This is a genomic window from Pseudomonas sp. SW-3, from assembly GCF_016615645.1.
GTDB lineage: Bacteria > Pseudomonadota > Gammaproteobacteria > Pseudomonadales > Pseudomonadaceae > Aquipseudomonas > Aquipseudomonas mandelii.
The window spans coordinates 754,413-780,599 of the sequence record NZ_CP067098.1 but is presented as its reverse complement, the minus strand read 5'-3'; the positions used below and the strand labels follow the sequence as shown (position 1 = coordinate 780,599).

The following is a 26,187-nucleotide window of genomic DNA, read 5'->3' as shown; positions in this document are numbered from 1 at the left end:
ACGGGCATCTGTAGAATGCTCGCCATCTGCACCTGATGAGAAAAGACTATGTACGACTGGCTGAACGCCCTGCCCAAGGCAGAACTGCACCTGCACCTCGAGGGTTCGCTGGAGCCCGAGTTGCTGTTCGCCCTGGCCGAACGCAACAAGATCGCCCTGCCCTGGAGCGATGTAGAAACCCTGCGCAAGGCGTATGCCTTCAACAACCTGCAAGAGTTTCTCGACCTGTATTATCAGGGCGCCGACGTGTTGCGCACCTCGCAGGATTTCTACGACCTGACCTGGGCCTACCTGTTGCGTTGCAAGGCGCAGAACGTGATTCACACCGAACCGTTCTTCGACCCGCAAACCCACACCGACCGTGGCATCCCGTTTGAAGTGGTGCTCAACGGCATCGCGGCGGCGCTCAAGGATGGCGAGCAGCAACTGGGCATCACCAGCGGTTTGATCCTGAGCTTCCTGCGCCACCTGAGTGAAGACGAAGCGCAGAAAACCCTCGACCAGGCGCTGCCGTTTCGTGAAGCGTTTGTGGCCGTGGGCCTGGACAGCTCGGAGATGGGCCACCCGCCGAGCAAGTTCCAGCGTGTGTTTGATCGTGCCCGCCACGAAGGCTTCCTGACCGTCGCCCACGCCGGTGAAGAAGGCCCGCCTGAGTACATCTGGGAAGCCATCGACCTGCTGAAAATCCAGCGCATCGACCATGGCGTGCGCGCCATCGAAGACGAGCGTTTGATGCAGCGGATCATCGACGAGCAGATCCCGCTGACCGTGTGCCCGCTGTCCAACACCAAGCTCCGGGTGTTCGATCACATGTCCCAGCACAACATCCTCGACATGCTTGAGCGTGGCGTGAAAGTGACAGTGAACTCGGATGACCCGGCGTACTTTGGCGGGTATGTGACCGAGAACTTCCATGCGCTGTACACCGACCTGGGCATGACCCAGGATCAGGCCAAGCGTTTGGCGCAAAACAGCCTGGATGCGCGGTTGGTAAAACCATAAGCCTTAGCGCAGAACCCCTGTGGGAGAGTCTATGTTGCAGGCTCACTCCCACAGGCTCTGTGTTCAGCCAGCTAGCGACTCAGTCAATCAAACAGCTCTAAAGCGCCATTTCCAGCTCGGTTTCCTTGGCGAATCGATGGATCTCCCGCTGCCCCGCGGCCGTGATCTGCAAGGCGCGCGAATCATTGGGCAGGCTCAGCCAGCCGGACTGCATGAACAGCTGCAACAACGCAGCGCCCAGCGACCCGCCCATGTGCGGGCGTCTTTCGCTCCAGTCGGGACACGCACAGGCCACTCGACTGTTGCGATGAGCCAGGGCCTGGATGAACACCCCGCGCGAGGCCAGTTGTGTGGAACCCTTGTGGGTGATCATGACGCGCTGTTCGAACTGCTCGATCCAGCCGGCATCCAGCAACCGCTGGTAAAGATCGGCGGCCAGGGTGCCTCCCAAATGGTCGTCGCACAGTCGGGCCCGCAACAACGACGATGGCGCCGCCTGAGGTTTGGCAATGGGGCTGGTGCGTTTGAAGACGTCCGGGACGGGCTGCGGCGTGCTGGCCATCGTCGCGCTGGCCAGTGCTTCGATTGCCGCGCCCACTTCAGGCGCGGCCAGGCGGAAAAAGCGTTTGCGCCCACGGATTTCGACTTTCAACAGACCTCCGGCGGACAAACGCCCCAGGTGTGCACTGGCCGAAGACGGTGACAGGCCGGCCAATAGCGCCAGCTCTTCGGTCTGCCGCGCCGAGCCATCCATCAAGGCCCACATCATTGCGCTGCGCTTGGGGTCAGCCAGCAACGTGGCGATCTGGCTGATGCAAGGTGCATGTTCCATGTATTCACTCCCTGTTGAATCGTTTCGTCTGCTGCTCAGAGACATCTTGACCAGTAATGTGTCGTCGGCCAAGACGCGGAAACCGCCATAAGCCGGGCAAAGCCCCTTCTCCCCCATGCCATTGCTTCGCAGGTGCGCCGAAGGTCGGATGCTTGACCGTGAGGCCATCGCCATCGCGAGGTCGACGGTGCGTACATGAGGCGGGCGCTAGTATAAGCGGGTTAACCGCCGGTTCCTGCCCTTGGGAAAGCGCGGGTGGTGATAGTTCCTGACAGAAATTTCGCTATTTGCCTGCGACTAATGATCGATGCCCGATATTGTCGGAAATTGACTGCCTAAAAGAGCGCATCGGCTGGCAAGCATTTCCCGTAGAAGGTTCACCGGCTTACTCAATTGTGCGCGATGGGCGCACAGCAAATTCAGCGGTGCGCGCTCACAGAGCAACTCCGGCATCAGCACTTTCAACCGGCCGGCGAGCACATCGGCCGCGACATCGAGCCAGGACTTGTAAGCAATCCCGGCCCCCGCCACTGCCCACAGCCGCACGACATCGGCGTCGTCACTGAAGCGATCGCCGCTGACGGTCAGCCCGACTTCGCGTTTGCCGTCGTGGAAACTCCAATGGTCATGGACCCGGCTACCGAGCATGAACAACAAACAATTGTGCTGCGCCAGTTGTTCCAGATGCCGCGGCTCGCCGTGCCTCGCCAGATAACTCGGCGCGGCGCAGAGCACTCGGCGGTTCTGCGTCGCGATGGGCAGTGCCACCAGGCTTGAGTCTTCCGGCTCGCCGTAACGCAGGGCAATGTCCACGGGTTGGCGGAACAGGTCGGCGATGCGGTCCCCCAGCAACAGGCGCACGGTCAGTTTAGGGTGCTCGCGCTGGAACTCGTCGAGCCACGGCAGCAACAGGTTGCGGCCAAAGTCCGACGGTGCCGACAACTGCAGAATCCCGCTGACCTGATCCTGACCGCTGGCCAGTAAGCGACGACCCTCGTCGAGATTGCTCAGGGCGGCCCGGGCATATTCCAGAAAGCCCTCACCTTCGGCGGTCAGACGCAAACTGCGGGTGGAGCGCGCCAGCAAGCGCGCGCCGAGTTGCTGTTCGATGCGCTTCAAAGCCGCACTGGCCACCGCCGCCGACATGTCCATCACCCGCGCCGCCGCCGACAGACTCCCCAGGTCCGCAGCCCGGACGAATAACTGCAAGTCATCGAAACGCAGCATTCTCAGCCCCGATTATCAAAAAAATATTGAAAGAGACTGCTCTTTTAGCGGGTTTTATCTTGCAGAGAAATAGCCAATCATCTGTCCCATCGAAATCAACCCGTTTGCGGAGCGACCATGTCCCAGCCTTTCACCGCCATTGCCACCCTCATTGCCAAACCCGGCCAGCAAGACGCCCTCGAACAACACCTGCGTGCGCTGGTGGAGCCGACCCGCGCCGAGGCCGGTTGCGGCCAATACGATTTGCATCAGGACCTGGCCAATCCACTGGCGTTCTACATGATTGAACACTGGAGCAGCGACGAAGCCCTGCAAGCCCATGACGCCAGCGCCCATGTACAGAACTTCCGCGCCAAGGCCGGCGACTTTCTCGAGCACTTCGACCTCAAGCGCCTGCGCACCGTGGCTTGATCCCTTCATCTATTACTGTTCAGGAGCCGCACATGAAAGCCATCGCCTACTACACCTCGTTACCGATCAGCGACGCCAATGCCCTGCAAGACATCGAACTGCCAGAACCGGTTGCCGGTCCGCGCGACCTGTTGGTGGAAGTCAAAGCCATCTCGGTGAACCCGGTCGACACCAAGGTCCGCCAGAACGTCCAGCCTGAAGGCGGCGCGGCGAAAGTGCTGGGTTGGGACGTGGCCGGTGTGGTCAAGGCTGTCGGCAGCGAAGTCACGCTGTTCAAGGCTGGCGACAAGGTGTTTTACGCGGGCTCTATCGCCCGTGCGGGGGGCAATAGCGAATTGCACGTGGTGGATGAACGCATCGTCGGCCATATGCCGAAAACCCTCGGTTTCGCCGAAGCCGCCGCACTGCCGCTGACCGCCATCACCGCCTGGGAATTGCTCTTCGAACGCCTGCAAGTGCGCGAAGGTAAAACCGATGAAGGCCAGAGCCTGCTGATCGTCGGCGCGGCGGGCGGCGTAGGGTCGATCCTCACGCAACTGGCCAGCCAACTCACCGGGCTGAAGGTCATCGGCACCGCTTCCCGTGCGCAAACCCAGAGCTGGGTACGCGAACTGGGCGCCGATCTGGTGATTGATCACAGCCAGCCGTTGAGTGAAGAACTCAAACGCGCAGGCGTGGACAATGTGACCCACGTCGCCAGCCTGACCCAGACCGATCATCACCTGGATCAACTGGTCGAGGCATTGGCGCCACAAGGCAAACTGGCGCTGATCGATGATCCGAAAGCGCTGGACGTGACCAAACTCAAGCGCAAGAGCCTGTCGCTGCACTGGGAATTCATGTACACCCGCTCGCTGTTCGAAACGGCGGACATGATCGAGCAGCACCACTTACTCAACCGCGTGGCCGGGCTGATCGACACCGGGACGCTGAAAACCACGGTCGGCGAGCACTTCGGGACCATCAACGCGGCCAACCTGCGACGCGCCCATGAGCTGCTGGAAAGCGGCAAGGCCAAGGGCAAGATTGTGCTCGAAGGGTTCTGAAACAGATTGAGACAAGTGTCGTCCGGATGGACGACACCGTCAGTCCGAGAATTGACCCATGTCACAATTACGATCGTATTCGGGTCTACAATCGAAACCTCTGCGATGCAATCTTTTACGCAACATCTTTTAAGAGAGGAGAGTTCAGCAATGAAGATCCTGATTAAAGAAGTGGCTAAATCCCAGTGGCAGGTTCGTCTGGACCAACACGCTGTTACGTTCCGCAGCGAAGCTGAAGCGCTAGCCTTCACCAAGACCCTTGAAGCGCGATTGCTCGCGCCCCATCAAATTCCCGACCGCCAACAACAGCGCGCCGCTGGCTGAGTCCGCCCTCAGACCTGGGTTTGCGCCAATGCCCGGGCATTTTGCAAACGCCGGGTGAGCATCGCCGCGCTCACCACCAGAATCCCGCACAGGCTGATGACCATGGCCATCGGCACGGCGCTGCCATCGTGTAAAACACCGACCAATGCAGCCGCTCCGGCGGCGACGCTGAATTGCAGGCACCCGAGCATCGCCGACGCACTGCCGGCGCGAGCGCCCTGCCCGTTCATGGCGCAGGCCGAGGCATTGGGGAGGATGCAACCGAGGCTGGCGATGCAGATAAACAGCGGAATCAGCAGCGGCCATAACTGTTCGGTGTGCAGCGCACTGACGGCGAGCAGCGTCAGGCCCGCCCCCAGGTAAATCCACACGGTACGCACCAGCAGAAATGCCGGGCCACGCTTGGCCAGCAGTCGTGCGTTGACCTGCGCCACCAGAATGAAACCCGCCGCGTTGGTCCCGAACAGCCAGCCGAAATGCTCGGCCGGGACCCCGTAGAGTTTGATGAAGACGAACGGCGAACCGGCGATGTAGGCAAACATCCCGGCAATGGCGATACCGCCAGTCAAGGCGTGGCCAAGGTAGACCGGATCCGACAACAGCCGACCGTACTGACGCAACGCCCCCGACAGCGGTTGACGCGGTACGTGGGCCGGCAGGCTTTCCGGCAACCCGATTGCCACGGCCAACCCTGCCAGCGCACTGAATCCGGTCAGCACCAGGAAGATCGACTGCCAGCCGGTGGTGTTGACCAGCAGTCCACCGAGCATGGGCGCGAGAATCGGTGCCAGGCCCATCACCAGCATCAATTGCGAAAAGACTTTCGCCGAGCCCACCGCATCGCATTTGTCACTGACCACCGCACGGGCGATCACCATCCCGGCGCAACCACCAAGGGCCTGGATGAATCGCGCGCCGATCAACCATTCCAGATTTGGCGCAAACGCGCAGGCCAGGGACGCCGCGGTGAACAACCCGACGCCTGTCAGCAACGGAATCCTTCGCCCGAAGCGATCCGCCACCGGTCCGTATGCCAGTTGACCCAGGGACAGGCCCAGGAAGTACGCGGCCAGGGTCAGCTGGACGTGTTTCTCATCGGTACCGAACGCGAGTGCCATCGCCGGGAACGCCGGCAGATAGAAATCGATTGCCAGCGGACCGAAAGCGCTCAGGGCGCCAAGAATCAAAATGGTACGGAAGTTCATCAGGCATCCAGTTGGGCATGGGTCGGCAGCCCGACAGTCTAGCCGCGCATGGACGCCTTGAACATTCCGATAGCTCGCTAACTATTAAATATCATTGGATAAATATAAAACCTGCAGGAGCGAGCCTGCTCGCGATAGCGCAGTGCCAGTCAACATCAACGCTGAATGACACACCGCTATCGCGAGCAGGCTCGCTCCTACAGGGGATTGTGCCTGGGCTTAAGCGAGTTTGGCGTCGTAGCCTTCTTCCGTGATCGCAGCGATCACTTGCTCGGTCGTCAGCGCGCTTTCCACACCGACTTCCCCGGCTGCCAGATCGACCCGCACGCTGGCCGCAGGATCCTTGGCTTGCAGCGCCTGGGTAATGGCTTTGACGCAGTGACCGCAGGACATGCCTTGAACGTTGAACACTTGCATGGTGTGGCTCCTTTTATGAGGTTGCGAGCAGTCTCGGGCTTGCCACCATGGCAAGGTCAAGTTCTGCCAAAATCTGCCGGGCTGGCAATCGGTGTCGCGCTCGGCCAAGCTGCGTGCATCAATGACTCGACTTCAGGAGATTCAGCCATGCGCTGGTCAGCTCTCAGCCTGTTTGGCTTCCTCAGCCTATTTGCCGCGACACCTTCGGTTCAAGCCGCCGGGGAGGACTATGGCGTACTGATCATTTCTCGCGAGCGCCTCGAAGTCGCGACCTCCTGCGAGATCGGCGTCTACATCCAGGACCAACTGTCGGCGCGGCTGTTCCAGGAACAAAGCACCTCGTTCAACCTGCCGCCGGGCACTGTGTCCCTGCGCCTCAAACTGTTGCCGGGCCAGGCACCGGGTTGCAACCCGGGCATGCTCGCACCGGGTTCGCAGAACATCACGCTCAAGGCCGGGGACGTGTTGAAGTTCCGGATTGCGATGACGCAGGAAGGGATGTACCTGAAGCCCACCGCTCTCGACTACTAATCGCCACACCGATCGTTCCCATGCTCTGCGGCGGGAAACACTTCAACGGACGCTCTGCGTTGGGCTTTTAAATGGGACGCGGAGCGTCCCGGCTGCATTTCCACACAGAGCGTGGGAACGATCAGGTCTTTTGATCTGAGACATGGCGCTTGACCTTGCCAGCATGGCAAGGTTGATCCTGTAGACATCTTCTACAGGGAGCGCGACCGATGTCCGAATCCACTACGTTCGATCTGCCGATTGCCGGCATGACCTGCGCCAGTTGCGCGGGGCGTGTCGAGCGTGCCTTGAGCAAAGTCATCGGCGCTTCTGCCGTCAGCGTCAACCTCGCCACCGAGCAGGCGCGGGTCCAGGCGCCCGGCGACAGCCTGCCGGCCTTGATCGACGCGGTGCAGCAGGCCGGCTACAGCGTGCCGCAGCAAAGTCTGGAGTTGAGCATCGACGGCATGACCTGCGCTTCCTGCGTCGGTCGCGTCGAACGGGCGCTGGCCAAAGTGCCCGGGGTGAAAAGCGTCAGCGTCAACCTGGCGAACGAACGGGCGCATCTGGAACTGCTCGGACACATCGATCCGCAAACCTTGATCGCAGCGGTCACCAAAGCCGGTTACAGCGCCAGCGTCTGGGAAGTCGAACACCCGCAAACCGATCAGCAACAGCAGCGCCTGCACCGTGAGCGCTGGGCGTTGATCATGGCGATCGCCCTCGCCCTGCCGCTGGTGTTGCCAATGCTCCTGCAACCGTTTGGCGTGCACTGGATGCTCCCGGCCTGGGTGCAATTCGCGCTGGCCACGCCGGTGCAGTTCATTTTCGGCGCACGTTTTTATGTGGCCGCCTGGAAAGCCGTGCGCGCCGGGGCTGGCAACATGGATTTGCTGGTCGCCCTCGGAACCAGCGCCGGCTATGGCTTGAGTCTTTATGAATGGGCCACGGCGGCCGGGCGCATGCCTCATCTATATTTCGAAGCCTCGGCGGTGGTGATTGCCTTGGTGTTGCTGGGCAAATACCTGGAAAGCCGTGCCAAGCGCCAGACCGCCAGCGCCATCCGCGCCCTCGAAGCCTTGCGCCCGGAACGCGCCATTCAGGTGATCGACGGCCGCGAGCAGGACGTTGCCATCAGCGCCTTGCGCCTAAACGACCTGGTCATGGTCAAACCCGGCGAACGCTTCCCGGTGGACGGTGAAGTGGTCGAAGGCCAGAGCCACGCCGACGAAGCGCTGATCAGCGGCGAAAGCCTGCCGGTGCCCAAGCAACCCGGTGACAAGGTCACGGGGGGTGCCATCAATGGCGAAGGCCGGTTGCTGGTTCGCACTCAAGCGTTGGGGGCGGAAACCGTGCTGGCGCGGATCATCCGTCTGGTCGAAGACGCCCAGGCCGCCAAAGCGCCGATTCAGAAGCTGGTGGATAAAGTCAGTCAGGTATTTGTGCCTACCGTTCTGTTGATCGCGTTGGCGACGCTGATTGGCTGGTGGTTGTACGGCGCGCCGATTGAAACCGCGTTGATCAACGCCGTCGCCGTGCTGGTCATCGCTTGCCCTTGCGCACTCGGGCTGGCCACGCCGACCGCGATCATGGCCGGCACCGGCGTCGCGGCCCGCTATGGGATTCTGATCAAGGACGCCGAAGCGCTCGAACGCGCTCATGAAGTCAGCGCCGTAGTGTTCGACAAGACCGGCACGCTGACCTCGGGTTCGCCGCGAATCGCTCATCTGAGTGCCATTAACGGTGACGAAGCCGCCCTGCTGCAAATGGCCGGCGCCCTGCAACGCGGCAGTGAACACCCGCTGGCCAAGGCGGTTCTGGACGCCTGCGCCGAACGGGTTTTGACCGTGGCCGACGTTAGCGACAGTCAATCGCTGACCGGTCGCGGCATCGCCGGCACGCTCGACAGCCGTCGTTTGGCCTTGGGTAATCGCAGGCTGCTGGAAGAAAGCGGTTTGAGCGCAGGGGATCTGGCCGACTCCGCAACTGCGTGGGAAACCGAAGGCCGCACCCTCTCCTGGTTGATCGAACAAAGCCCCGAGCCAAAGGTACTGGGCCTGATCGCGTTTGGGGACACCCTCAAACCCGGCGCGCTGCACGCTGTGCAACAGCTCAGCGCACGCCACATCAGCAGCCACTTGCTGACCGGCGACAACCGCGGCAGTGCCAAAGTGGTTGCCGAAGCGCTGGGCATTACCAATGTCCACGCCGAAGTCTTGCCGGCAGACAAAGCCGCCACCGTCGCCGAACTGAAAAAAACCGGCGTGGTGGCGATGGTCGGCGACGGCATCAACGACGCCCCGGCCCTGGCGGCCGCCGACATCGGCATCGCCATGGGCGGTGGCACCGACGTTGCCATGCACGCAGCCGGCATCACCCTGATGCGCGGCGATCCACGACTGGTGCCCGCCGCGCTGGAAATCAGCCGCAAGACCTACGCAAAGATCCGGCAAAACCTGTTCTGGGCGTTCGTCTATAACCTGATCGGCATTCCGCTGGCTGCGTTCGGCTTCCTCAATCCGGTGCTGGCCGGCGCGGCGATGGCGCTGTCCAGCGTCAGCGTGGTGAGCAATGCGTTACTGTTGAAAACCTGGAAACCCAAGGACCTGGAGGACAATCGATGAACATCGGCCAAGCAGCGCGGCACAGCGGCCTGAGCGCGAAGATGATTCGTTATTACGAGTCCATCGGCTTGCTGAAGGCCGCCCACCGCACCGACAGCGGCTACCGCATTTATGGCGACGATGACCTGCACACGCTGGCGTTCATCAAACGCTCCCGGGACTTGGGGTTTTCGCTGGAAGAAGTGGGAAAGTTGCTGACCCTCTGGCAGGACCGCCAACGGGCCAGCGCCGACGTGAAAGCCCTGGCCCGCCAGCACATCGACGAGCTGAACCAGAAGATCCGCGAGTTGGGTCAGTTGCGCGACACCCTGCAGGACCTGGTCGAACACTGTCAGGGCGACCATCGTCCCGATTGTCCGATCCTCAAGAACCTGGAGTCGGGCTGCTGCGCGTCACCCGTTCGCCCCTGATCGCGAGCACCTTCACCACCAGCAACGTGGTCAGGGGAACGCCGTGGAACAGCAGCACCACGGCCCCCGGCGTCCACCACGAATAGAACGGCGCGGCGATCAACATGCCGACCCCGAAACCGGTCATTTGCAGCAGTGTCAGCAAGCTGAAGATCGGCAGGCGCAGGCTGTCCGGTTCACGTTGCAGACGCGACATCAGGCCGACCTCGGAGAAGCCGTCACCCAATCCGGCCGGTAACGAGAACAACAGCAAACCGTAGAGGGTCTGCTGCTGGAACATCAGGATAAAACCGCAGGACATCAGCAATACCCCGAAGAAAAATCGCCGCTCCAGGTGTGCATTGTCCGACCCTTTCAGGCGACTGGCGATTCGCGCGCCGATCAGCTTTCCGCACGCCCAGACGGCCAGCATCAGGCCCAGCGTGGTGCTGGCCGACTCGGGCGTCAGTAGCCGGGAAATGATCGGAAAGCCGACGTTGTGCGCCGCGCTGCCCAAGGTGTCGGCCATGGTCACGGCGAGCATCGCGGCCACCACGGGCGTACTGCGCAAGCCCTGGCGCAAGGCGTGCCACTCACTACGAGGCTGGGTTGGTTCGGGATCGGATGCTGGTCGGGAAAACCGCAACGGCAGGATGAACAACGCGGCCAGCAGATAAGTGACCACGTTCAATGCGAACACCGCTTCAAAGCCGAAGGCCGCCACCAACAGTCCTGCCACCAGGCTCCCACCGACCATGGCCGCCGACGAGGCCGAGGTGATCCAGGCGTTGGTCTTGAGCAAGTGCTCGCCTTCGATCAGGTGCGGCAACTGGCTGTTGAGGCCGATGGCGAACATTGAGTTGCCGAACCCCAGGCCGAACGCGATCAACGGTAAAAGCAGTGCTTGCTGGGCGACCGGCAGCACCAGCAACAGGCCCAACAACCCTGCGCGCAGCAAATCAAAGGCAATCAGCGGCATGCGCCCGGCCCAGCGGCGATAGAACGAGGTGCCGATCAAGCTGGCGAAAACCCCTCCGCCCACCCGGCTGGCGAGGAAAATGCCAACGCTCATGGCGCTGTTGCTGAGCAGGTAGACGTAAGTGGCCAGGGCGACCATGTTGAGAAAGGCGCCGAAGTCCGAGACCAGACGGGCCGCGATGATCAGTTGGGCATTGCGGGTGGAGGGGTTCACATTCAGTCCTTGAGTGTGGGAGTCGCAGGGAACAATCCACTGTAGGCGCGAGCAGGCTCACTCCCACAAATGATCTCCAGTGTTTAGGGATCAGCATTTACAAAAAACCCGGCCGAAGCCGGGTTTTCGTCAACCGATCACTGCATCCACGGTGGAGGCGGCTCTTCGGTTTTGCCCGGTGGCGCGTCATCTGCCGCGCGCACCGCCTGTTTACGCTCTTCATCCAGGCGTGCCGCCTCGATTTCGCGTATGACACCGCCGACGTCGGCCAATTCTTCCGGTTCGTCGAACTCGCCCGTCAACACGCTGGCCGGGTGCAAGGTGCCGGCTTCGTACAGCGCCCACATTTCCTTGGCGTATTTGGTCTTTTTCAACTCTGGCGCAAACCGGCCGAAGTAAGACGCCATGTTGCCCACGTCCCGCTCCAGCATGCTGAACGCGTGGTTGTTGCCCGCCGCGTCTACCGCTTGCGGCAAGTCGATGATCACCGGGCCCGTCGGGGTCAACAGCACGTTGAACTCGGACAGGTCACCGTGCACCAGACCGGTACACAGCATCAGCACGATCTGCGAAATCAGGAACGCGTGATATTCGCGCGCCTGGTCCGGCTCCAGCACCACGTCGTTCAGACGCGGCGCGGCATCGCCGTACTCGTCGGCCACCAGCTCCATGAGCAGTACGCCTTCGAGGAAGTCATACGGCTTGGGCACCCGAACACCGGCACCGGCCAGACGGAACAGCGCCGCCACTTCGGCGTTCTGCCAGGCGTCTTCGGTTTCTTTCTTGCCGAATTTCGAGCCTTTGGCCATCGCTCGAGCCTGGCGGCTGTTGCGCACCTTGCGGCCTTCCTGATATTCGGCCGCCTGACGGAAACTGCGTTTATTCGCCTCCTTGTAGACCTTCGCGCAACGTAGCTCGTTACCGCAGCGCACCACATAAACAGCTGCTTCTTTACCACTCATGAGTGGGCGCAGCACCTCGTCGACCAGACCGTCCTCGATCAGGGGTTCAATGCGTTTTGGAGTCTTCATCAGCTTTTATTGTGGGTCCTTTATTACCAAACACGCGAAAGTCATTCGTTATACGGCAATCCACTCGTTCGGGGGAGGGGTTGCCGACCTATGAACGTCGTGATGCACACAATGTGCCGAATTAATCGGCCAACTCCTTTCGGTCGTCATCGGCCGCCCGAGATCATAGCTGAGCCTGCACCACTGTGTGGCGAAGGGGTGCGAGGGCATTTGCGACAGAAGCTGACACCTTAATTCACACCCTTCGTAGGATATTTCTCACCAAGCCTCAATTTCCCATTAATTCAGCCGAAGTCCTCAGTGACAGAGTGATTTGTCCGACAATCGTTCCGACTACAAAAACGATGGCGCGCTCAGGGATCCGGGTTGATCAAATACGTTTACGGCTGCCAATAATCCGCGAGTCATCTGCACTGCGTGGGCCTACAAGAAAAATCTGGAGCGCGGATGAACATCAAACAGAAGTTGACCTGGGCGTTTGCAATCATCGCCTGCCTGCCCGTGGTGCTGGTCGCCACCCTCGTGGTGCTGAATTTGCGCAGTGACGCCAAGGCGAATTTCGTCGACGGCAGTGGTCGTGAAATTCGTCAGGTCAGCAACGCGATGCAATTGTTCTTCGACGGCATCAGCCAGAACGTCGACTACCTGGCCAGACAACCGCTGATCAAGAACTCCGACGACAGCCTCAAGACCTACATGAGCGCCAACGCCGAGAGCATTCCCCAGGGCGAGATGGACAAAAAGGTCTTCAGCCTCCTGCAGGACCTGGGCAACAGCCATCCGTCCTATGCCTATGCCATCCTCGGCACTGCGGCGGGCGGTTACGTGTCCTGGCCGGACGATGCCAAGCTGAACAATTACGACCCGCGCCAGCGCCCCTGGTACAAGGCGGCCCAGGCCAAGCCGGGCAAACCATTTCGCACCGAGGCCTATTACTGGGCCCAGGACGATGCGACCTACGTCAGCACCGTGCGCACCATCGACAACCAATTGGGCACCAACGGCGGCGTGGTCAGTATCGACGTGACGCTCAAGCAGCTCACCGAGATCGTCAAGCAGATCAAACTGGGTGAAACCGGCTACCTGATGCTGCTGGAAAACACCGGCACCGTGCTGGTCGATCCGAAACAACCGGAACACAACTTCAAAGCCCTGAGCAGCCTCGGCGAAGTTTATGCGCAACTGGCCAAGGCCGGCAAAGGCCTGGTGGAAGTCGAGTTGAACGGCGAACGCTACATGGCCAACGTCTGGCCGTCGGAGCAACTGGGCTGGACCTTTATCGGCCTGATCAAGCAAAACGATGTGATGAGCTCCGCGACTCAACTGACTTGGCTGATCGCAATCATCGCCGCCGTTCTGGCAGTGTTCTTCGCCATCATTGGCGCCAGTTTCGCCAGTGTCATCGTGCGACCGATCCGCAGCGTGGCCAGCGGCCTGGAAGGCATCGCCCAAGGTGAAGGCGACCTGACCAAAAACCTGGAAATCCGTGGCAGCGACGAAACCGCGCAACTGGCCAACTGGTTCAATCAGTTCCTGACGGCGATTCGTAACCTGATCCAAAGCATCGGCGGTGCCGCGACCAAGATTCTCGCCACCTCCAAAAGCTCGACTCAGGTTTCCAGCGATATGGCTGAAGCCGCCGGGCGCCAGCGTGAGGCGGTGGACATGGTGTCCACGGCGTTCCATGAAATGGTCGCCACCGCCAACGAAGTCGCGCGCTCATGCAGCCAGGCGGCAGAATCCGCCGACAGTGGCCAGCGCCAGGCGCGTCAAGGTCAGCAACAGATTGATGCGGCCGTGACCAGCGTTGATCGCCTGAGCCAGGAAATCGAACAGTCGGCGCAGTCGATGCAACAGCTCGAACGCGACAGCAACGACATCCAGTCGATCCTGGGGACCATTCGCTCGATTGCCGAACAGACCAACCTGCTGGCCCTGAACGCCGCCATTGAGGCTGCACGGGCCGGTGAGCAAGGTCGCGGGTTTGCAGTGGTGGCGGATGAAGTCCGGGCACTGGCCAAACGCACGGCGGATTCCACGGCGGAAATCGATGGCTTGCTGGGCAACCTGGCCAAGCGCACCAGCCAAGTGACTCAACAGATGCATGCGAGCCTGGAAGTGTCGCAACAATCGGTGACCCGCATCGGTGAAGCGCGCAGCAGTTTCGGGCTGATTCGTGAGTCGGTGGATGTGATTCGCGACATGAACACGCAGATCGCCACGGCGGCGGAAGAACAGCATCAGGTGGCCGAAGACATCAACCGGCACATCAGCCAGATCCATGGCGACGCGCAGTTGGTGGCAGAACTGGCGAACTCGGCGCGCCTGGACTCGCAGAGCCTGGCCGGGTTGTCGAATGAACTGGACGGGTTGGTTCGTCGCTTCAGGACCTGAGGTCGCTGATCTAACGGGTCGAAAACCGATACCTGTGGCGAGGGAGCTTGCTCCCGCTCGGCCGCGAAGCGGTCGCAAACCGGTAAACACGGAATACCTGATACAGCGTGTTTACTGAATTGGGACCGCTTCGCGCTCCAGCGGGAGCAAGCTCCCTCGCCACAATTACTGTTTGAACAATTCACCGGGTGTGAAGCCGAACAACCCCTTGAACGCCGCAATAAACGCCGACGTCGAGTCATACCCACAAGACAGCGCGGCATGGGTCACGCTGTCGCCCTCCTCCAGCAAACTCAGCGACGACAGCAACCGCATTCGCTGTCGCCACCCGCGAAAGCTCAGCCCGGTCTCGCGCTGGAACAAGCGCATCAGCGTCTTTTCCGAGGTGCCCAGGCGTTGCGCCCATTCCTGCAACGTCACACTGAGCTCCGGACGTTCGATCAGCTCATTGCACAACCCGAGCAGCCGTTCATGACGCGGCAACGGCAGGGAAAACCCCACCTCCGGCAGATTCGCCAACTGATCCAGCAGCACATTCACCAGCCGCGTTTCCTGGCTGTCGCCCTGCGGATACTCCACCGGCAGCAAGCAAAAACGCTTGATCAGCTCCCGGGCCAGCGGCGTGACTTCCAGCACCCGACAACGCCCGTCGGCCCATTCACAGTCCTCGCGGCGCACGTAAAGGCTGCGCATTTCGGCACGCATCGAGGTCACCACCTGGTGTTCGAGGTCCGCCGGAATCCAGATCCCCCACTGCGGCGGCGCAAAGAAACTGCCCTCAGCCGTGTGCACGCCGAGAACGCCGCTGATGGCGTAGGAAAACTGCACCCAATCGTGGCGATGAGGTGGCGTCCACGACCCGGCATTCAGACTTTCCGCCCGAGCGAACAGCGGACGCGGTAGCGCCTTCAGCGTCGGAATGGCCCGTTCGAGGGAAAGTTGTCCGTTAGCCGGCATTGATTGGCCTTATGTCGCAAGACGGCAGATAGGGCCGACGTTAGGCTAAGTCATCAATTCTTACAAATGTATTCGGTGGCCGTTATGCATGCCTTCAAACACCTCAAACGCGTGGTCACCGACTGGTTCTTGTGCGGCATGCTGATCGCCACGCTGCTGGCGTATTTCTTCCCGGTCTTCGGCGCCACGGGTGGCGGGATGCACGCGGAATATGTGATCAACATCGGCGTGTTCCTCGTGTTCTTCCTGCACGGGGTCAACCTCTCCAGCGAGCAGATCAGCCACGGCCTGAAGAACTGGAAGCTGCACGTGATGGTCCAGGGTTTCACCTTCATGGTGTTCCCGTTGATCTGGTTGCTGAGCGACAAGCTGCTGGGTTCGCACGTGCCTTCGCTGTTGATGCTTGGCTTCTTCTACCTCTGCGCCCTGCCGTCGACCATTTCTTCGTCTGTGGCCCTGACTGGCAGCGCGGGCGGCAACGTGCCGGCGGCGATACTCAATGCGAGCCTGTCCAGCGTGCTGGGGATTTTCCTGACGCCGTTGCTGGTAAGCCTGGTGGTCGGCAGCGGTGCTGGCGGCATCGATCTGGGCTCGACGCTGCTCGACCTCTGCGCCATGTTGCTGGTGCCGCTGGTGCTCGGCCAGCTGTTGCGGCCGATGTTCGGCAAGTTCTTCGCCCGCCACAAGCGCTACACCAACATCGTCGACAAGCTGGTGATTCTGTTGCTGGTGTACTCGGCGTTCTGCAACTCGATGGTCTCGGGGATGTGGCAACAACAGGGCAACGGCGTAATTCTCAGCGCACTGATCGGCAGCGTGATCCTGCTGGCGGTCATCCTGTGGATGACTACCCGCACCGCTCGCGCACTGAAATTCAGCCCGGCGGATGAGATCGCTGCGGTGTTCTGCGCCAGCAAAAAATCCCTCGCGGCCGGTGCGCCGATGGCGGCACTGATCTTCGGCGCCAACCCTGGCCTGGGCCTGATTCTGCTGCCGATCATGATTTATCACCCGTTGCAGTTGATCGTCTGCTCGGTGATGGCCGAGAGCTACGCCAACCGCAACCGTGAACGCATCGCGCAGCAGAACGCCGAACTGATCAGCGCTCGATAATCGCCGTCACCCCTTGGCCGCCAGCGGCGCAGATCGAGATCAGGCCTCGGCCCTTGCCCGCCGCGTCGAGCAACTTCGCCAGGTTGGCGACGATGCGCCCGCCGGTTGCGGCAAACGGATGCCCGGCCGCCAGTGAACTGCCTTTGACGTTGAGGCGGCTGCGGTCGATGGAGCCCAGCGGCGCATCGAGGCCGAGACGGGTTTTGCAATACTCCGGATCTTCCCAGGCCTTCAACGTGCAGAGCACCTGCGCGGCGAAGGCTTCGTGGATTTCGTAGTAATCGAAGTCCTGCAAGGTCAGGCCATTGCGCGCCAGCAAACGGGGCACCGCGTACACCGGCGCCATCAACAGCCCTTCGGCGCCGTTGACGAAATCCACTGCCGCGGCCTCGCCGTCACGCAAATAGGCGAGGATCGGCAAGCCACGTTCCTTCGCCCATTCTTCACTGCCCAACAGTACCAGCGACGCGCCATCGGTGAGCGGCGTGGAGTTGCCCGCCGTCATCGTGCCCTTGGCGCTTTTCTCGAAGGCCGGTTTCAGCGAGGCGAGTTTTTCCAGGGTCAGGTCCGGGCGCAGGTTGTTGTCGCGGGTCAGGCCGAGGAACGGTGTCATCAGGTCGTTGTGCCAGCCTTCGGCGTAGGACGCGGCCAGGTTCCGATGGCTCTCCAGCGCCAGCTGATCCTGTTCTTCGCGGGGGATGTTCCAGGTTTGGGCCATCAACTCGCAGTGCTGGCCCATGGACAAACCGGTGCGCGGTTCGCCGTTGCGCGGGAACTCCGGTATCAAGTCCCGGGGACGCAGCTGCAGAAAGGTTTTCAGTTTGTCGCCGGTGGTCTTGGCGCGATTGGCTTGCAACAGCACCCTGCGCAAACCTTCACTGACGCCGATCGGCGCATCCGAGGTGGTATCGACGCCACCGGCAATGCCGCACTCGATCTGTCCCAACGCAATCTTGTTCGCCACCAGCAACGCCGCTTCAAGGCCCGTGCCGCACGCCTGCTGAATGTCATAGGCCGGGGTGCCGGGGGACAACCGTGAACCGAGCACACACTCGCGCGTCAGGTTCATGTCTCGGGACAGCTTGAGGACCGCCCCCGCGACCACTTCGCCGATCCGCAGGCCATGCAGGTTGTAGCGTTCGATCAGGCCTTCGAGCGCTGCGGTGAGCATCGCCTGGTTACTGGCGGTGGCGTAAGGCCCGTTGGAGCGGGCGAAGGGGATTCGGTTACCGCCAATAATCGCGACGCGGCGCAGCTGGGTCATGAAAAGCTCCTGTCAAAAAATCAGATGTAAACACCTGCCCTGCAGGAGCGAAGCTTGCTCGCGAAGGCGCCGGCACATTCAATATCTCCTCTGAATGAAACATCGTCTTCGCGAGCAAGCTTCGCTCCTACACTGTTCAAGCGTAGGCCTTATATCGTGGATCGAACGACTGATTGCCATTCGTGGTCCACACTTTGAACCCCAGCTGCCGGAGTGCGTTCCATGTCTGACCGTTATATCGACTTCGCCAATTCCTCCATCGGCCATCGTCTGGTCGGGGCCATGGGACTGCCGTCTCCGGTACGCCTGGAGCGGTGGCAAGCAGGCCGACTGCGGCCTGTCGAAGGGGCGCTGTTGATTGGCGGCGGCCCGCTGACAGAGAAAGTCAGCGCTTTTGCCAATCGCCTGACCGATGCGATCTACAGCTACGGCACTGACCCCTCGCTGGCCACCGCGTGGATTCCCGGCCACGGCCCCAAGCTCAAAGCCGTGGTGTTCGACGCCAGTAACGTAGTGCAGACCGATCAGCTCAAACAGCTGCGCGAGTTCTTCCAGCCGCTGATCAAGAACCTCGATCACAGCGCGCACCTGGTAATTCTGGGGCGTGCGCCAGAGACGTTGACCGACCCGTTCGCCGCCAGCGCACAGCGTGCGTTGGAAGGTTTCAGTCGCTCGCTGGCCAAGGAATTGCGCAGCGGCGGCACCTTGCAGCTGATCTATGTCGGTGACGGCGCCGAGGATCAACTCGAAGGGCCGCTACGGTTTTTCCTCTCGCCCAAAAGTGCGTTTGTGTCAGGCCAGGTGGTTCGTTTGAAGGCTTGCGATACGCAGGTGTCGGACTGGACTCGCCCACTGGCCGGGCGCAAGGCGCTGGTCACGGGTGCCGCGCGCGGCATTGGCGCTTCCATCGCCGAAACCCTGGCCCGTGACGGTGCCGAGGTCATCCTGCTTGACGTACCTGTGGCCAAAACCGACCTCGATGCACTCGCTGCGCGCCTCGGCGGGCGCAGCATCACCCTGGACATCTGCGCCGAAGACGCCGCCGCGCAGCTGATCGAACTGCTGCCCGACGGCGTCGACATCGTGGTCCACAATGCCGGCATCACCCGCGACAAAACCCTGGCCAACATGACCCCCGAATTCTGGGACGCGGTGCTCGCCGTCAACCTCAACGCGCCGCAAGTGCTGACCAAGGCCCTGCTCGACAGCGGCGCCTTGCATGACAACGGGCGGGTGATTCTGTTGGCGTCCATCAGCGGCATCGCCGGCAATCGCGGGCAGACCAATTACGCGGCGAGCAAGGCCGGGCTGATCGGTCTGGCCCAGGCCTGGGCGCCGCTGCTGAGTCAACGCGGCATCAGCATCAATGCGGTGGCGCCGGGGTTCATCGAAACCCAGATGACCGCGCACCTGCCGTTCGGCATCCGTGAAGCCGGGCGACGTATGAGTTCTTTGGGCCAGGGCGGCCTGCCACAAGACGTTGCCGAAGCCGTCGCGTGGCTTGCTCAGCCAGGGACCGGCGCGTTCACCGGGCAAGCGTTGCGAGTCTGCGGCCAAAGCGTCCTGGGGGCATGAACATGATCACCGATTGGCACACCCTCAACCGCGAACCGAGCCTGACGGGGCTGTACGTGAAGGCGGCAACACGGCGCAAAATCACCGGCACCACGTTGCCCGACACGGGATTGCGCTGCTGGCTCGAGGTCGATCCGAAACGCCTGGCGGCGTATCGCAAGGTCTGTGGTTTTGCCGATAACGGTTTGCTGCCGCCGACCTATCCACACATCCTGGCGTTTGCCTTGCAGATGCAATTGCTCACGGCCAAGGACTTTCCGTTCCCGCTGCTGGGGCTGATTCACCTGAGCAATCGCATTCGTGTATTGCGCCCCATGGGTGGGGTCAACCGTGTTCGGGTCAGCGTGCAGGTGCAGAACCTGCAACCCCATGCCAAGGGTGCGACGTTCGATCTGGTGACGTCGCTTGACGATCAGTTGGGGCCGTTGTGGGAAGCTGAAAGCCAGATGCTGTGCCGCGGGGTCAAGCTCGAAGGCGAACCGGTCGAGGACGTGTTGGCATCAACCCTGGAGATGACGCAAGTGGCTCGCTGGAATGCGCCGGCGGACATCGGCCGGCAGTACGCAAAAGTATCCGGGGACTACAACCCGATTCACCTGAGTGCCGCGAGCGCCAAGCTGTTTGGTTTTCCGACGGCCATTGCTCATGGATTGTGGAACAAGGCCCGGACATTGGCAGCGTTGAGTGAGCATCTGCCCACGGCGAATGTCGAGATGGCGGTGCAGTTCAGGAAACCGGTGCGGTTGCCGAGTGAGGTGACGTTGCTGGTCAGCGCGGCGGGATCCAGTGGGGATTTCCAGCTGCTGGGGGCGGGGGATCTTGAACATATGGTGGGACATTGGCGGCCGATTGCCTGAACCGGTTGATCATCTGTGAAATCGCCGTCGCGAGCAGGTTCGCGCCTGCAGGGGACCGCGTTTGCGAGTCGTCCGAGGCAGTGAGTCTGCTCGCGAAAAGGGCTGGTTCAGTGATTGAAGTGCGCGCTTGGCTGCGGAAACAGGTTATTGAGCGTCTCCAGCAACCGCACGTGATAGATCGGCTTGCGGAACAGGTCGAGCACCTGCAAGCGCAGCATGTCGCTGACATCTTCCATGTCTGCATGGCCGGATGTCACGATCACGGGTAAATGCTGGCGGGAGGTGTGCTCGCGCAGGCGTTTGATCAGCGACATGCCGCTTTCCTCCGGCATGCGCAGATCGGTGATCACCAGGGCGATATCGGGATGGCGGGTCAAATGATTCAGAGCGAGTTTGACCGAGGTTGCGGTAAAGCAATTGAAGCCCTCGCCCTCAAGCAGCTCCGCCAGTTCCAGCAACGCATCCTCCTCGTCATCGACCAGAAGGAGTTGTTGGCGTGGGAATGCGAGAGCGTTCATAGGGTTTTCCTGCGATGGACTAAGCGCTGACGTTAAAACCACTCAGGCCCGTTGGCAAACGGCATCGATCAAGGCGCCGCCGGCAGTAACGCCGTGATACTGGTGAAGATCGAAGTAATCGAACCCGAGATCGGCTCCATGAAAGCTACCAGCGCGACCGCCGCCATCCCCGCGATAATGGCGTACTCAATACCCGAAGCCCCTTCGGTGTCTTTCGCCAGGTTGATGTAGAAGACGACTTCAGACTTCAGCCGCTGAACAAACTGAGTGAGGGACATGACGTTTTCTCCTTGGAGGGTGCCGGGTGTTGCATGGCCGCAACATGATTCCCCTGTGCCAGCATCAGCATTGTCGGCATTCCGCTTACCAACAACTGTAAGAACGAATTAATACTTAAGTATTAACCGGCCAATCGACGCCAAAAAACCAGGTTTGGCACGATAGCCTCTTACTTTCGTTAGATATTTTCCAAGGAGTAATGGCATTTTGATCTACCTGCGCTAACGTCAAATAGCGAAATAGTTAGAAGGTCAAAGCTGCCTGATTGCGAAGTTATCTCGTTGGACCTTACGAGTCATCAAGCAGCAGGAAAGGGAGAGCCGTGATGAACAGCCGAGTCACCATGGGTCTGGCCGGTTTTTTTCTGGTGGGTGCCATCATTGCCGGTTATTGGGGGCTGACACTGAGTCGACAACCGGCCCCCGACCCCGTCACACCGCCGAACGCTGTCGCCACCGCACCTGTTCCGGAACCTGCGTCGGTAGACGATCCCACCCGTCAACCCGTTGTCGTGCTGCTGCGCGATGTGGCGCCCTTCGTTCAAATCACCGCCGCCGACGTGACCCTGGAAAAACTGCGCACCGCCCCGGCCGGCAGTCTGACCAGACTCGATCAGGCCATTGGTCGCACGCCGTGGCGCGCACTGACCGCAGGCACCTGGCTCAACGCTGAAAGCTTCGAAGCCGGCAGTGCATTGTCGCGAATGATCCGGCCCGATGAACGTGCGCTCGCCGTCGCGGTGGATGAAGTGATCAATGCCGGCGGGCAACTGAGCCCTGGCGATTATGTCGACGTGATGCTGTTTCTGCGTGCAGACGCCAACAACGTTCAGCCGTCGGCTCAGGTCGTCATCCCCGCGTTGCGGGTGCTCGGCGTCGGCGAACAGCTGGGACTGACCAACGATGGGCGCCCGGCCAAACCGGTGCGCAGCAACGAAGAACAACTCAAGCAGGAGCCACAGCGCACCAACGCCCGTTCGGTGGTGCTCGCCGTGCCCGAGTCGCTGCTGAGCCGGCTGATGCTGGCGACCCAGGCCGGGGTGCTGCGCCTGGCCGTGCGCAGTGCCGAAGAGAAACGCCTGGCGCATTATTGGGCCGGCGAAAACGATTCAAACGCCCACCTTGCCCGGGCTGATCGCGACCTGGTGCAGTTCAGCCAACTGGCCCTCGTCGGCCCCCCCAAAGCACTCACCCTCGGCAGCACGGCACCGCGCAAATCAGGCGTGGAAGTCATTCGCGGCAACCAAATCTCCCAACAAACCCCCTGAGTCGAGCAAGGACGCCTTTAAATGCGCAGACGTTCCATGTCCATGTTCCAAGGCCTGCTCTGTGTCTCCTTGCTGGGCGCTCAACCGCTCGGCATGACATTCGCCGCCGCGGGCAATTGCTCTGCATTAGGGCCCCTGCCGGCGGTGCTGGAAGTCGGTGAAGGGTTGCAGCAGGAACTGCAATCGCCGGTAGCGATCACGCGACTGGCCGTGGGCGATCCGAAAATCGCCGACGTGCGCGTCAACGGCAATCAGGCGTTTCTGCTCACCGGCATGGCGCCGGGCGCCACCAGCCTGATGGTCTGGACCGCCTGCGCCAGCACACCGCGCCAAAGCATGGTGTTCGTTCAGGGCCGGGCCACAGCAGCGATGACCGGCGCGGCGTCGATGCCTTCCGAAGACCCGATGCTGGCGTCGCAAGTGCAGACCGATATTCGCTTCGTCGAGGTCAGCCGGACCAAACTGAAAGAGGCCAGCACCTCGATCTACGGTAAAAACTCGAACTTCCTGTTCGGCTCACCCGGCACCGTGCCCAATACGGCAGTCACACCGCGTGTGCTGCCGCTGCGCAACATCGATCCACGCATTGCCGTGCCGAGCATTCCGCTGGCCAACGACATGTACAACATCGTCGCCGGCGGCGGTAATTTCCTCGCCATCATCAACGCCATGGAAGGCAGCGGCTTCGCCTACACCCTGGCGCGGCCGAGCCTGGTGGCGATCAGCGGACAGAGCGCGAGCTTTCTGGCCGGCGGTGAAATCCCGATTCCGGTGCCCAGCGCCAACAGCAACAGCTACTCGATCGAATACAAGGAATTCGGCATTCGCCTGACACTCACGCCGACCGTCGTCAGCAACCAACGCATCGCCCTGAAAGTGGCGCCGGAAGTCAGTGAGCTGGATTACAACAACGGCGTCACCATCGGCGGCACCACAGTCCCGGCGCTCACCATCCGCCGCACTGACACCAGCATCTCCCTGGCCGATGGCGAAAGTTTCGTCATCAGCGGTTTGATCAGCACGCAAAACGCCTCGCAGGTCGACAAATTTCCCGGTCTTGGCGACATCCCGATACTCGGTGCGTTTTTCCGCAGTTCATCGATCAAGCGCGAGGAGCGCGAACTGCTGATGATCGTCACGCCGCACTTGGTGCAGCCGTTGGCGGCCAACGCGAAATTACCGTCGCTGCCCGGTGAACAACTGCGCAACTACGACCCCGGTTTCTATCGCATGTACTTCCTCGAAAACGGCAACTTCGATAAACGCAGCGGGTTATCGCAATGAGCCAGAACCTGAGCCAGACCTTCCTGGCGATCACCCGCAACCCCACCGACCTTGAATGGCTGCAAGGCGCCCTCGCCCCGTTGGGCCAGGTCGTCAGTGCCGGTGGCGGCAGCCTCGACGAACTGCTGACGCTGGTCGACGTGACCTTCGCCAGCCTGGTGTTCGTGGGGCTGGATCGCGAACATGTGGTGGCGCAGAGCACCTTGATCGAGGGTGCACTTGAAGCCAAACCGATGCTGGCCATCGTCGCGCTGGGCGACGGCATGGACAACCAGCTCGTGCTCAACGCGATGCGGGCCGGCGCCCGGGATTTCGTCGCGTATGGCTCGCGCTCCAGCGAAGTCGCGGGGCTGGTGCGGCGTCTCAGTAAACGCCTGCCACCGGTGGCTCCGAATACCCACCTGGGTGGCCTGACCGTGCTATATGGCGTGCAAAGCAGTGCCGACGGCGCGCTGCTCGCCAACCATATGGCGCAGGTGGTGCAAAAGAGCGGACAGCAAACCTTGCTGCTCGACCTCGGCCTGCCACGCGGCGACAGCCTGGCCCTGCTCGGCCTGGAGAGCTCGTTTCACTTCGGCGATGCCCTGCGCCATTTGCGGCGGCTGGACGCAACGCTGATCGACAGTGCGTTCACCAGCGACGGTGACGGACTGCGGATTCTGGCGTACGCCAGTCATGACGAACCGCTGGAACACACCAGCGCCGCCGAGCTGTACATGCTGCTCAGCGCCCTGCGCCAACACTTCCAGCACATTGTGGTGAACCTCACCGGCCAGCCGGACAGCGAGGCACTGCGCACATTTATCAGCCATTGCGACAAGCTGCTCTGGTACACCGATCAGAACGTTCTCGACTGTCGCCGCAACCTCGCGCTGCTGAATCTGTGGCGGGAGAAAGGCATGAAGCTTGACCACGCCAGATTGCTCATCGACCGCTACTTGCGCCACGTCGCGCCGGACTCGGAAACCCTGGGTAAAAGTTTCGGCATGGAGATCATCGCCACCCTCGCCTACAGCCCGGAAGTGCGGCTCAACGCCAAGAATCAGGGCGTCAGCCTGTTCGAACTAGCCCCTCGCGAAGGCCTGAGCCAAGGCCTGCGGGCCCTCGGTGAATGTCTGGCCAAGCGCTCCGAAGCCTTGGCCAAACCCAGGACCGGTTGGTTCAACCGGCTTCGAGGTGCGCAATGAGCAGTGAAAAACTGTTCGGTGCGCCGCAACGCGCTTCGAGCGCCAACGCCGACCATGAAGGCCTGAAACTGGTGTTGCACCGTTTCATCATCGACGCCATCGAAGAGTCCGGTAAAAACCTGCTGGAGGGTTCGCGCCAGGTACTGTCGCAATTCGTCACCGACAAAGTGGCTGAGTACATCGCGCGACTGCACCTGGCGATTTCCCGTTATGAAATGGAGCGACTGGCCGAAGAACTGGTCGACGAACTCACCGGTTTCGGTCCGCTTGAAGTGCTGCTGCGCGATCCGGCGGTGACCGAGATCCTGGTCAACGGCCCGCACCGGGTATTCATCGAACGCGACGGTGTGCTGCATCAAAGTGACTTGCGCTTCATTGATGCGCACCACGTCGAACGCGTCATGCAACGGATTCTCGCACCACTGGGTCGGCGGCTCGATGAGTCTTCGCCGATGGTCGATGCTCGCCTGCCGGATGGCAGCCGGGTCAACGCGATCATTCCACCGATCGCCCTCGACGGCCCCTGCCTGTCGATTCGCAAATTTCGCAAGGACATGCTCAAAAGCAACGACCTGGTGACGATGCAAACCATCGATCAGCCGATCTTCGATTTCCTCCAGGAAGCCGTGGGCAAGCGCTGCAACGTCTTGATCAGCGGCGGCACCGGCACCGGTAAAACCACGCTGTTGAATATTCTCAGCCAGTTGATCAACCCACACGAGCGGCTGGTCACCATCGAAGATGTCGCCGAATTGCAACTCGGCCACCCGCATGTCGTGCGCCTGGAAACCCGTCCTCCCAATGCCGAGGGCCACGGTGAAGTGAAGTCCAGCGACTTGATCCGCAACGCCCTGCGGATGCGCCCGGACCGGATCATCCTCGGCGAAATTCGCGGTGTCGAAGTGCTCGACGTGCTCACCGCCATGAACACCGGCCACGACGGTTCGATGAGCACCGTGCACGCCAACAACGCCCAGGATGCGCTGCTGCGCCTGGAAACCCTGGTCGGCCTGACCGGTCGCGTCATTGCTGAAAAGACCTTGCGGCAAATGATCTGCGCGGCACTGGACGTGATCATCCAGTTGACGCGCATGCCCGATGGTCGACGCTGCGTCAGCGAAGTGGTGGAGGTGGTGGGCGTCCGTGACGATGTCTACGTCACCAATACGCTGTTCCGCCTCGACCGGCGCAGCGGATTCGGGTTTCTGCGCGAGGCCGTCAACCCGGCCGGCGATAAACTGCGCCGCGAGTCGGCGCTCCCGCCATCACCGTACTGAGGCTC

The 26,187-nt window shown here is 61.3% G+C and carries 25 protein-coding genes and 1 pseudogene; 16 read left to right on the top strand and 10 right to left on the bottom strand.

All coding sequences use genetic code 11. From position 1 onward, the window contains the following. Window positions 1-48 precede the first annotated feature (48 nt). The gene (locus JIO00_RS03355; protein ID WP_010463790.1) at window positions 49-1,002 is read left to right on the top strand and encodes an adenosine deaminase; all 954 of its coding nucleotides are present in this window, start codon (window positions 49-51) and stop codon (window positions 1,000-1,002) included. Between the two features lie 97 nt (window positions 1,003-1,099). Here JIO00_RS03355 and JIO00_RS03350 read toward each other — a convergent pair whose 3' ends face one another. Continuing rightward, window positions 1,100-1,834 (bottom strand): ArsR/SmtB family transcription factor, encoded by a 735-nt coding sequence (locus tag JIO00_RS03350; RefSeq protein ID WP_200667622.1) that lies wholly within the window; start codon window positions 1,832-1,834, stop codon window positions 1,100-1,102. Between the two features lie 297 nt (window positions 1,835-2,131). Next, on the bottom strand, window positions 2,132-3,061 hold the full coding sequence (locus JIO00_RS03345; RefSeq protein WP_200667620.1) for a LysR family transcriptional regulator: 930 nt from the start codon (window positions 3,059-3,061) through the stop codon (window positions 2,132-2,134). Window positions 3,062-3,178: 117 nt separating this feature from the next. Here JIO00_RS03345 and JIO00_RS03340 point away from each other — a divergent pair, with 117 nt between their 5' ends. The 3 genes from JIO00_RS03340 to JIO00_RS03330 all read left to right on the top strand — a co-directional run bounded on the left by JIO00_RS03340 (window position 3,179) and on the right by JIO00_RS03330 (window position 4,842). Further along, a complete protein-coding gene (locus JIO00_RS03340; RefSeq protein ID WP_010463795.1) occupies window positions 3,179-3,472 on the top strand; it encodes a putative quinol monooxygenase in 294 nt (97 codons plus the stop codon). A 32-nt stretch (window positions 3,473-3,504) separates the two neighbouring features. Continuing rightward, the gene (locus JIO00_RS03335) at window positions 3,505-4,518 is read left to right on the top strand and encodes a zinc-binding alcohol dehydrogenase family protein (protein ID WP_010463797.1); all 1,014 of its coding nucleotides are present in this window, start codon (window positions 3,505-3,507) and stop codon (window positions 4,516-4,518) included. Between the two features lie 150 nt (window positions 4,519-4,668). Next, the gene (locus JIO00_RS03330) at window positions 4,669-4,842 is read left to right on the top strand and encodes a hypothetical protein (protein WP_010463800.1); all 174 of its coding nucleotides are present in this window, start codon (window positions 4,669-4,671) and stop codon (window positions 4,840-4,842) included. An 8-nt stretch (window positions 4,843-4,850) separates the two neighbouring features. Here JIO00_RS03330 and JIO00_RS03325 read toward each other — a convergent pair whose 3' ends face one another. Both JIO00_RS03325 and JIO00_RS03320 read right to left on the bottom strand, forming a co-directional pair. Continuing rightward, window positions 4,851-6,047 (bottom strand): multidrug effflux MFS transporter, encoded by a 1,197-nt coding sequence (locus tag JIO00_RS03325; protein ID WP_077750216.1) that lies wholly within the window; start codon window positions 6,045-6,047, stop codon window positions 4,851-4,853. Window positions 6,048-6,266: 219 nt separating this feature from the next. After that, a complete protein-coding gene (locus JIO00_RS03320) occupies window positions 6,267-6,464 on the bottom strand; it encodes a cation transporter (RefSeq protein WP_010463804.1) in 198 nt (65 codons plus the stop codon). A 147-nt stretch (window positions 6,465-6,611) separates the two neighbouring features. Here JIO00_RS03320 and JIO00_RS03315 point away from each other — a divergent pair, with 147 nt between their 5' ends. The 3 genes from JIO00_RS03315 (at window position 6,612) to cueR (ending at window position 10,008) form a co-directional block, all read left to right on the top strand. After that, window positions 6,612-6,995, top strand: a complete 384-nt coding sequence (locus tag JIO00_RS03315; RefSeq protein ID WP_010463805.1) for a hypothetical protein — start codon at window positions 6,612-6,614, stop codon at window positions 6,993-6,995. A 209-nt stretch (window positions 6,996-7,204) separates the two neighbouring features. Then, window positions 7,205-9,598, top strand: a complete 2,394-nt coding sequence (locus JIO00_RS03310) for a heavy metal translocating P-type ATPase (RefSeq protein ID WP_200667619.1) — start codon at window positions 7,205-7,207, stop codon at window positions 9,596-9,598. Next, complete coding sequence (gene cueR / locus JIO00_RS03305; protein ID WP_010463810.1) at window positions 9,595-10,008, top strand: Cu(I)-responsive transcriptional regulator; 414 nt, start codon at window positions 9,595-9,597, stop codon at window positions 10,006-10,008. The genes JIO00_RS03310 and cueR overlap by 4 nt, the downstream gene beginning before the upstream one ends. On the opposite strand, the gene JIO00_RS03300 is transcribed toward cueR, so the two are convergent. Beyond that, window positions 9,962-11,179: an MFS transporter gene (locus JIO00_RS03300; protein ID WP_200667617.1), complete on the bottom strand. Its 1,218-nt coding sequence runs from the start codon at window positions 11,177-11,179 to the stop codon at window positions 9,962-9,964. The two genes, cueR and JIO00_RS03300, sit on opposite strands and share 47 nt — an antisense overlap. A 137-nt stretch (window positions 11,180-11,316) precedes the next feature. Further along, a complete protein-coding gene (locus JIO00_RS03295) occupies window positions 11,317-12,210 on the bottom strand; it encodes a PA4780 family RIO1-like protein kinase (RefSeq protein ID WP_010463815.1) in 894 nt (297 codons plus the stop codon). Window positions 12,211-12,657: 447 nt separating this feature from the next. Here JIO00_RS03295 and JIO00_RS30075 point away from each other — a divergent pair. Beyond that, a pseudogene (locus tag JIO00_RS30075) lies at window positions 12,658-13,698 on the top strand (cache domain-containing protein); the annotation flags it as partial. A gap of 138 nt (window positions 13,699-13,836) precedes the next feature. Continuing rightward, window positions 13,837-14,604 carry a methyl-accepting chemotaxis protein gene (locus tag JIO00_RS30070; RefSeq protein ID WP_370655161.1) on the top strand — a complete coding sequence of 256 codons (768 nt, stop codon included), beginning with the start codon at window positions 13,837-13,839 and terminating at the stop codon, window positions 14,602-14,604. A gap of 165 nt (window positions 14,605-14,769) precedes the next feature. Here the strand turns inward: JIO00_RS30070 and JIO00_RS03285 are convergent, their stop codons facing one another. After that, a complete protein-coding gene (locus JIO00_RS03285) occupies window positions 14,770-15,561 on the bottom strand; it encodes an AraC family transcriptional regulator (protein WP_010463818.1) in 792 nt (263 codons plus the stop codon). An 84-nt stretch (window positions 15,562-15,645) separates the two neighbouring features. On the opposite strand from JIO00_RS03285, the gene JIO00_RS03280 reads away from it, so the two are divergent. Continuing rightward, window positions 15,646-16,674, top strand: coding sequence for a bile acid:sodium symporter family protein (locus JIO00_RS03280; RefSeq protein ID WP_145310923.1), 1,029 nt, complete (start codon window positions 15,646-15,648; stop codon window positions 16,672-16,674). On the opposite strand, the gene JIO00_RS03275 is transcribed toward JIO00_RS03280, so the two are convergent. Beyond that, window positions 16,661-17,938, bottom strand: a complete 1,278-nt coding sequence (locus tag JIO00_RS03275) for an acetyl-CoA C-acetyltransferase (RefSeq protein ID WP_083375122.1) — start codon at window positions 17,936-17,938, stop codon at window positions 16,661-16,663. The two genes, JIO00_RS03280 and JIO00_RS03275, sit on opposite strands and share 14 nt — an antisense overlap. Window positions 17,939-18,160: 222 nt before the next feature. Between JIO00_RS03275 and JIO00_RS03270 the strand changes: the two genes are divergently transcribed. Both JIO00_RS03270 and JIO00_RS03265 read left to right on the top strand, forming a co-directional pair. Next, a complete protein-coding gene (locus tag JIO00_RS03270; protein ID WP_200667613.1) occupies window positions 18,161-19,513 on the top strand; it encodes a 3-oxoacyl-ACP reductase in 1,353 nt (450 codons plus the stop codon). A gap of 2 nt (window positions 19,514-19,515) precedes the next feature. Then, complete coding sequence (locus JIO00_RS03265; RefSeq protein ID WP_200668598.1) at window positions 19,516-20,370, top strand: MaoC family dehydratase; 855 nt, start codon at window positions 19,516-19,518, stop codon at window positions 20,368-20,370. 107 nt (window positions 20,371-20,477) lie between these two features. Here the strand turns inward: JIO00_RS03265 and JIO00_RS03260 are convergent, their stop codons facing one another. Then, window positions 20,478-20,888, bottom strand: a complete 411-nt coding sequence (locus JIO00_RS03260) for a response regulator (protein ID WP_010463827.1) — start codon at window positions 20,886-20,888, stop codon at window positions 20,478-20,480. A 68-nt stretch (window positions 20,889-20,956) separates the two neighbouring features. Next, window positions 20,957-21,166 (bottom strand): Flp family type IVb pilin, encoded by a 210-nt coding sequence (locus JIO00_RS03255; protein ID WP_200667611.1) that lies wholly within the window; start codon window positions 21,164-21,166, stop codon window positions 20,957-20,959. 326 nt (window positions 21,167-21,492) lie between these two features. On the opposite strand from JIO00_RS03255, the gene cpaB reads away from it, so the two are divergent. The 4 genes from cpaB to JIO00_RS03235 are packed head-to-tail and all read left to right on the top strand — an operon-like array spanning window position 21,493 to window position 26,182. Continuing rightward, window positions 21,493-22,434, top strand: coding sequence for a Flp pilus assembly protein CpaB (gene cpaB / locus JIO00_RS03250; protein WP_200667609.1), 942 nt, complete (start codon window positions 21,493-21,495; stop codon window positions 22,432-22,434). Window positions 22,435-22,455: 21 nt separating this feature from the next. Further along, entirely contained in the window at window positions 22,456-23,718 is a 1,263-nt protein-coding gene (locus JIO00_RS03245) for a type II and III secretion system protein family protein (protein WP_010463830.1), read from the top strand. Continuing rightward, window positions 23,715-24,905 carry an AAA family ATPase gene (locus tag JIO00_RS03240; protein WP_010463831.1) on the top strand — a complete coding sequence of 397 codons (1,191 nt, stop codon included), beginning with the start codon at window positions 23,715-23,717 and terminating at the stop codon, window positions 24,903-24,905. Before JIO00_RS03245 ends, JIO00_RS03240 begins: the two co-directional genes overlap by 4 nt. Then, window positions 24,902-26,182 carry a CpaF family protein gene (locus tag JIO00_RS03235; RefSeq protein ID WP_010463832.1) on the top strand — a complete coding sequence of 427 codons (1,281 nt, stop codon included), beginning with the start codon at window positions 24,902-24,904 and terminating at the stop codon, window positions 26,180-26,182. Before JIO00_RS03240 ends, JIO00_RS03235 begins: the two co-directional genes overlap by 4 nt. Window positions 26,183-26,187: the final 5 nt, after the last annotated feature.

Bases quoted from the DNA above. Each gene is read 5' to 3' on its own strand.
- JIO00_RS03355 (WP_010463790.1), top strand. From the start codon at position 49: ATGTACGACTGGCTGAACGCCCTGCCCAAGGCAGAACTGCACCTGCAC.
- JIO00_RS03350 (WP_200667622.1), bottom strand. From the start codon at position 1,834: ATGGAACATGCACCTTGCATCAGCCAGATCGCCACGTTGCTGGCTGAC.
- JIO00_RS03345 (WP_200667620.1), bottom strand. From the start codon at position 3,061: ATGCTGCGTTTCGATGACTTGCAGTTATTCGTCCGGGCTGCGGACCTG.
- JIO00_RS03340 (WP_010463795.1), top strand. From the start codon at position 3,179: ATGTCCCAGCCTTTCACCGCCATTGCCACCCTCATTGCCAAACCCGGC.
- JIO00_RS03335 (WP_010463797.1), top strand. From the start codon at position 3,505: ATGAAAGCCATCGCCTACTACACCTCGTTACCGATCAGCGACGCCAAT.
- JIO00_RS03330 (WP_010463800.1), top strand. From the start codon at position 4,669: ATGAAGATCCTGATTAAAGAAGTGGCTAAATCCCAGTGGCAGGTTCGT.
- JIO00_RS03325 (WP_077750216.1), bottom strand. From the start codon at position 6,047: ATGAACTTCCGTACCATTTTGATTCTTGGCGCCCTGAGCGCTTTCGGT.
- JIO00_RS03320 (WP_010463804.1), bottom strand. From the start codon at position 6,464: ATGCAAGTGTTCAACGTTCAAGGCATGTCCTGCGGTCACTGCGTCAAA.
- JIO00_RS03315 (WP_010463805.1), top strand. From the start codon at position 6,612: ATGCGCTGGTCAGCTCTCAGCCTGTTTGGCTTCCTCAGCCTATTTGCC.
- JIO00_RS03310 (WP_200667619.1), top strand. From the start codon at position 7,205: ATGTCCGAATCCACTACGTTCGATCTGCCGATTGCCGGCATGACCTGC.
- cueR (WP_010463810.1), top strand. From the start codon at position 9,595: ATGAACATCGGCCAAGCAGCGCGGCACAGCGGCCTGAGCGCGAAGATG.
- JIO00_RS03295 (WP_010463815.1), bottom strand. From the start codon at position 12,210: ATGAAGACTCCAAAACGCATTGAACCCCTGATCGAGGACGGTCTGGTC.
- JIO00_RS30070 (WP_370655161.1), top strand. From the start codon at position 13,837: ATGGCTGAAGCCGCCGGGCGCCAGCGTGAGGCGGTGGACATGGTGTCC.
- JIO00_RS03285 (WP_010463818.1), bottom strand. From the start codon at position 15,561: ATGCCGGCTAACGGACAACTTTCCCTCGAACGGGCCATTCCGACGCTG.
- JIO00_RS03280 (WP_145310923.1), top strand. From the start codon at position 15,646: ATGCATGCCTTCAAACACCTCAAACGCGTGGTCACCGACTGGTTCTTG.
- JIO00_RS03275 (WP_083375122.1), bottom strand. From the start codon at position 17,938: ATGACCCAGCTGCGCCGCGTCGCGATTATTGGCGGTAACCGAATCCCC.
- JIO00_RS03270 (WP_200667613.1), top strand. From the start codon at position 18,161: ATGTCTGACCGTTATATCGACTTCGCCAATTCCTCCATCGGCCATCGT.
- JIO00_RS03265 (WP_200668598.1), top strand. From the start codon at position 19,516: ATGATCACCGATTGGCACACCCTCAACCGCGAACCGAGCCTGACGGGG.
- JIO00_RS03260 (WP_010463827.1), bottom strand. From the start codon at position 20,888: ATGAACGCTCTCGCATTCCCACGCCAACAACTCCTTCTGGTCGATGAC.
- JIO00_RS03255 (WP_200667611.1), bottom strand. From the start codon at position 21,166: ATGTCCCTCACTCAGTTTGTTCAGCGGCTGAAGTCTGAAGTCGTCTTC.
- cpaB (WP_200667609.1), top strand. From the start codon at position 21,493: ATGAACAGCCGAGTCACCATGGGTCTGGCCGGTTTTTTTCTGGTGGGT.
- JIO00_RS03245 (WP_010463830.1), top strand. From the start codon at position 22,456: ATGCGCAGACGTTCCATGTCCATGTTCCAAGGCCTGCTCTGTGTCTCC.
- JIO00_RS03240 (WP_010463831.1), top strand. From the start codon at position 23,715: ATGAGCCAGAACCTGAGCCAGACCTTCCTGGCGATCACCCGCAACCCC.
- JIO00_RS03235 (WP_010463832.1), top strand. From the start codon at position 24,902: ATGAGCAGTGAAAAACTGTTCGGTGCGCCGCAACGCGCTTCGAGCGCC.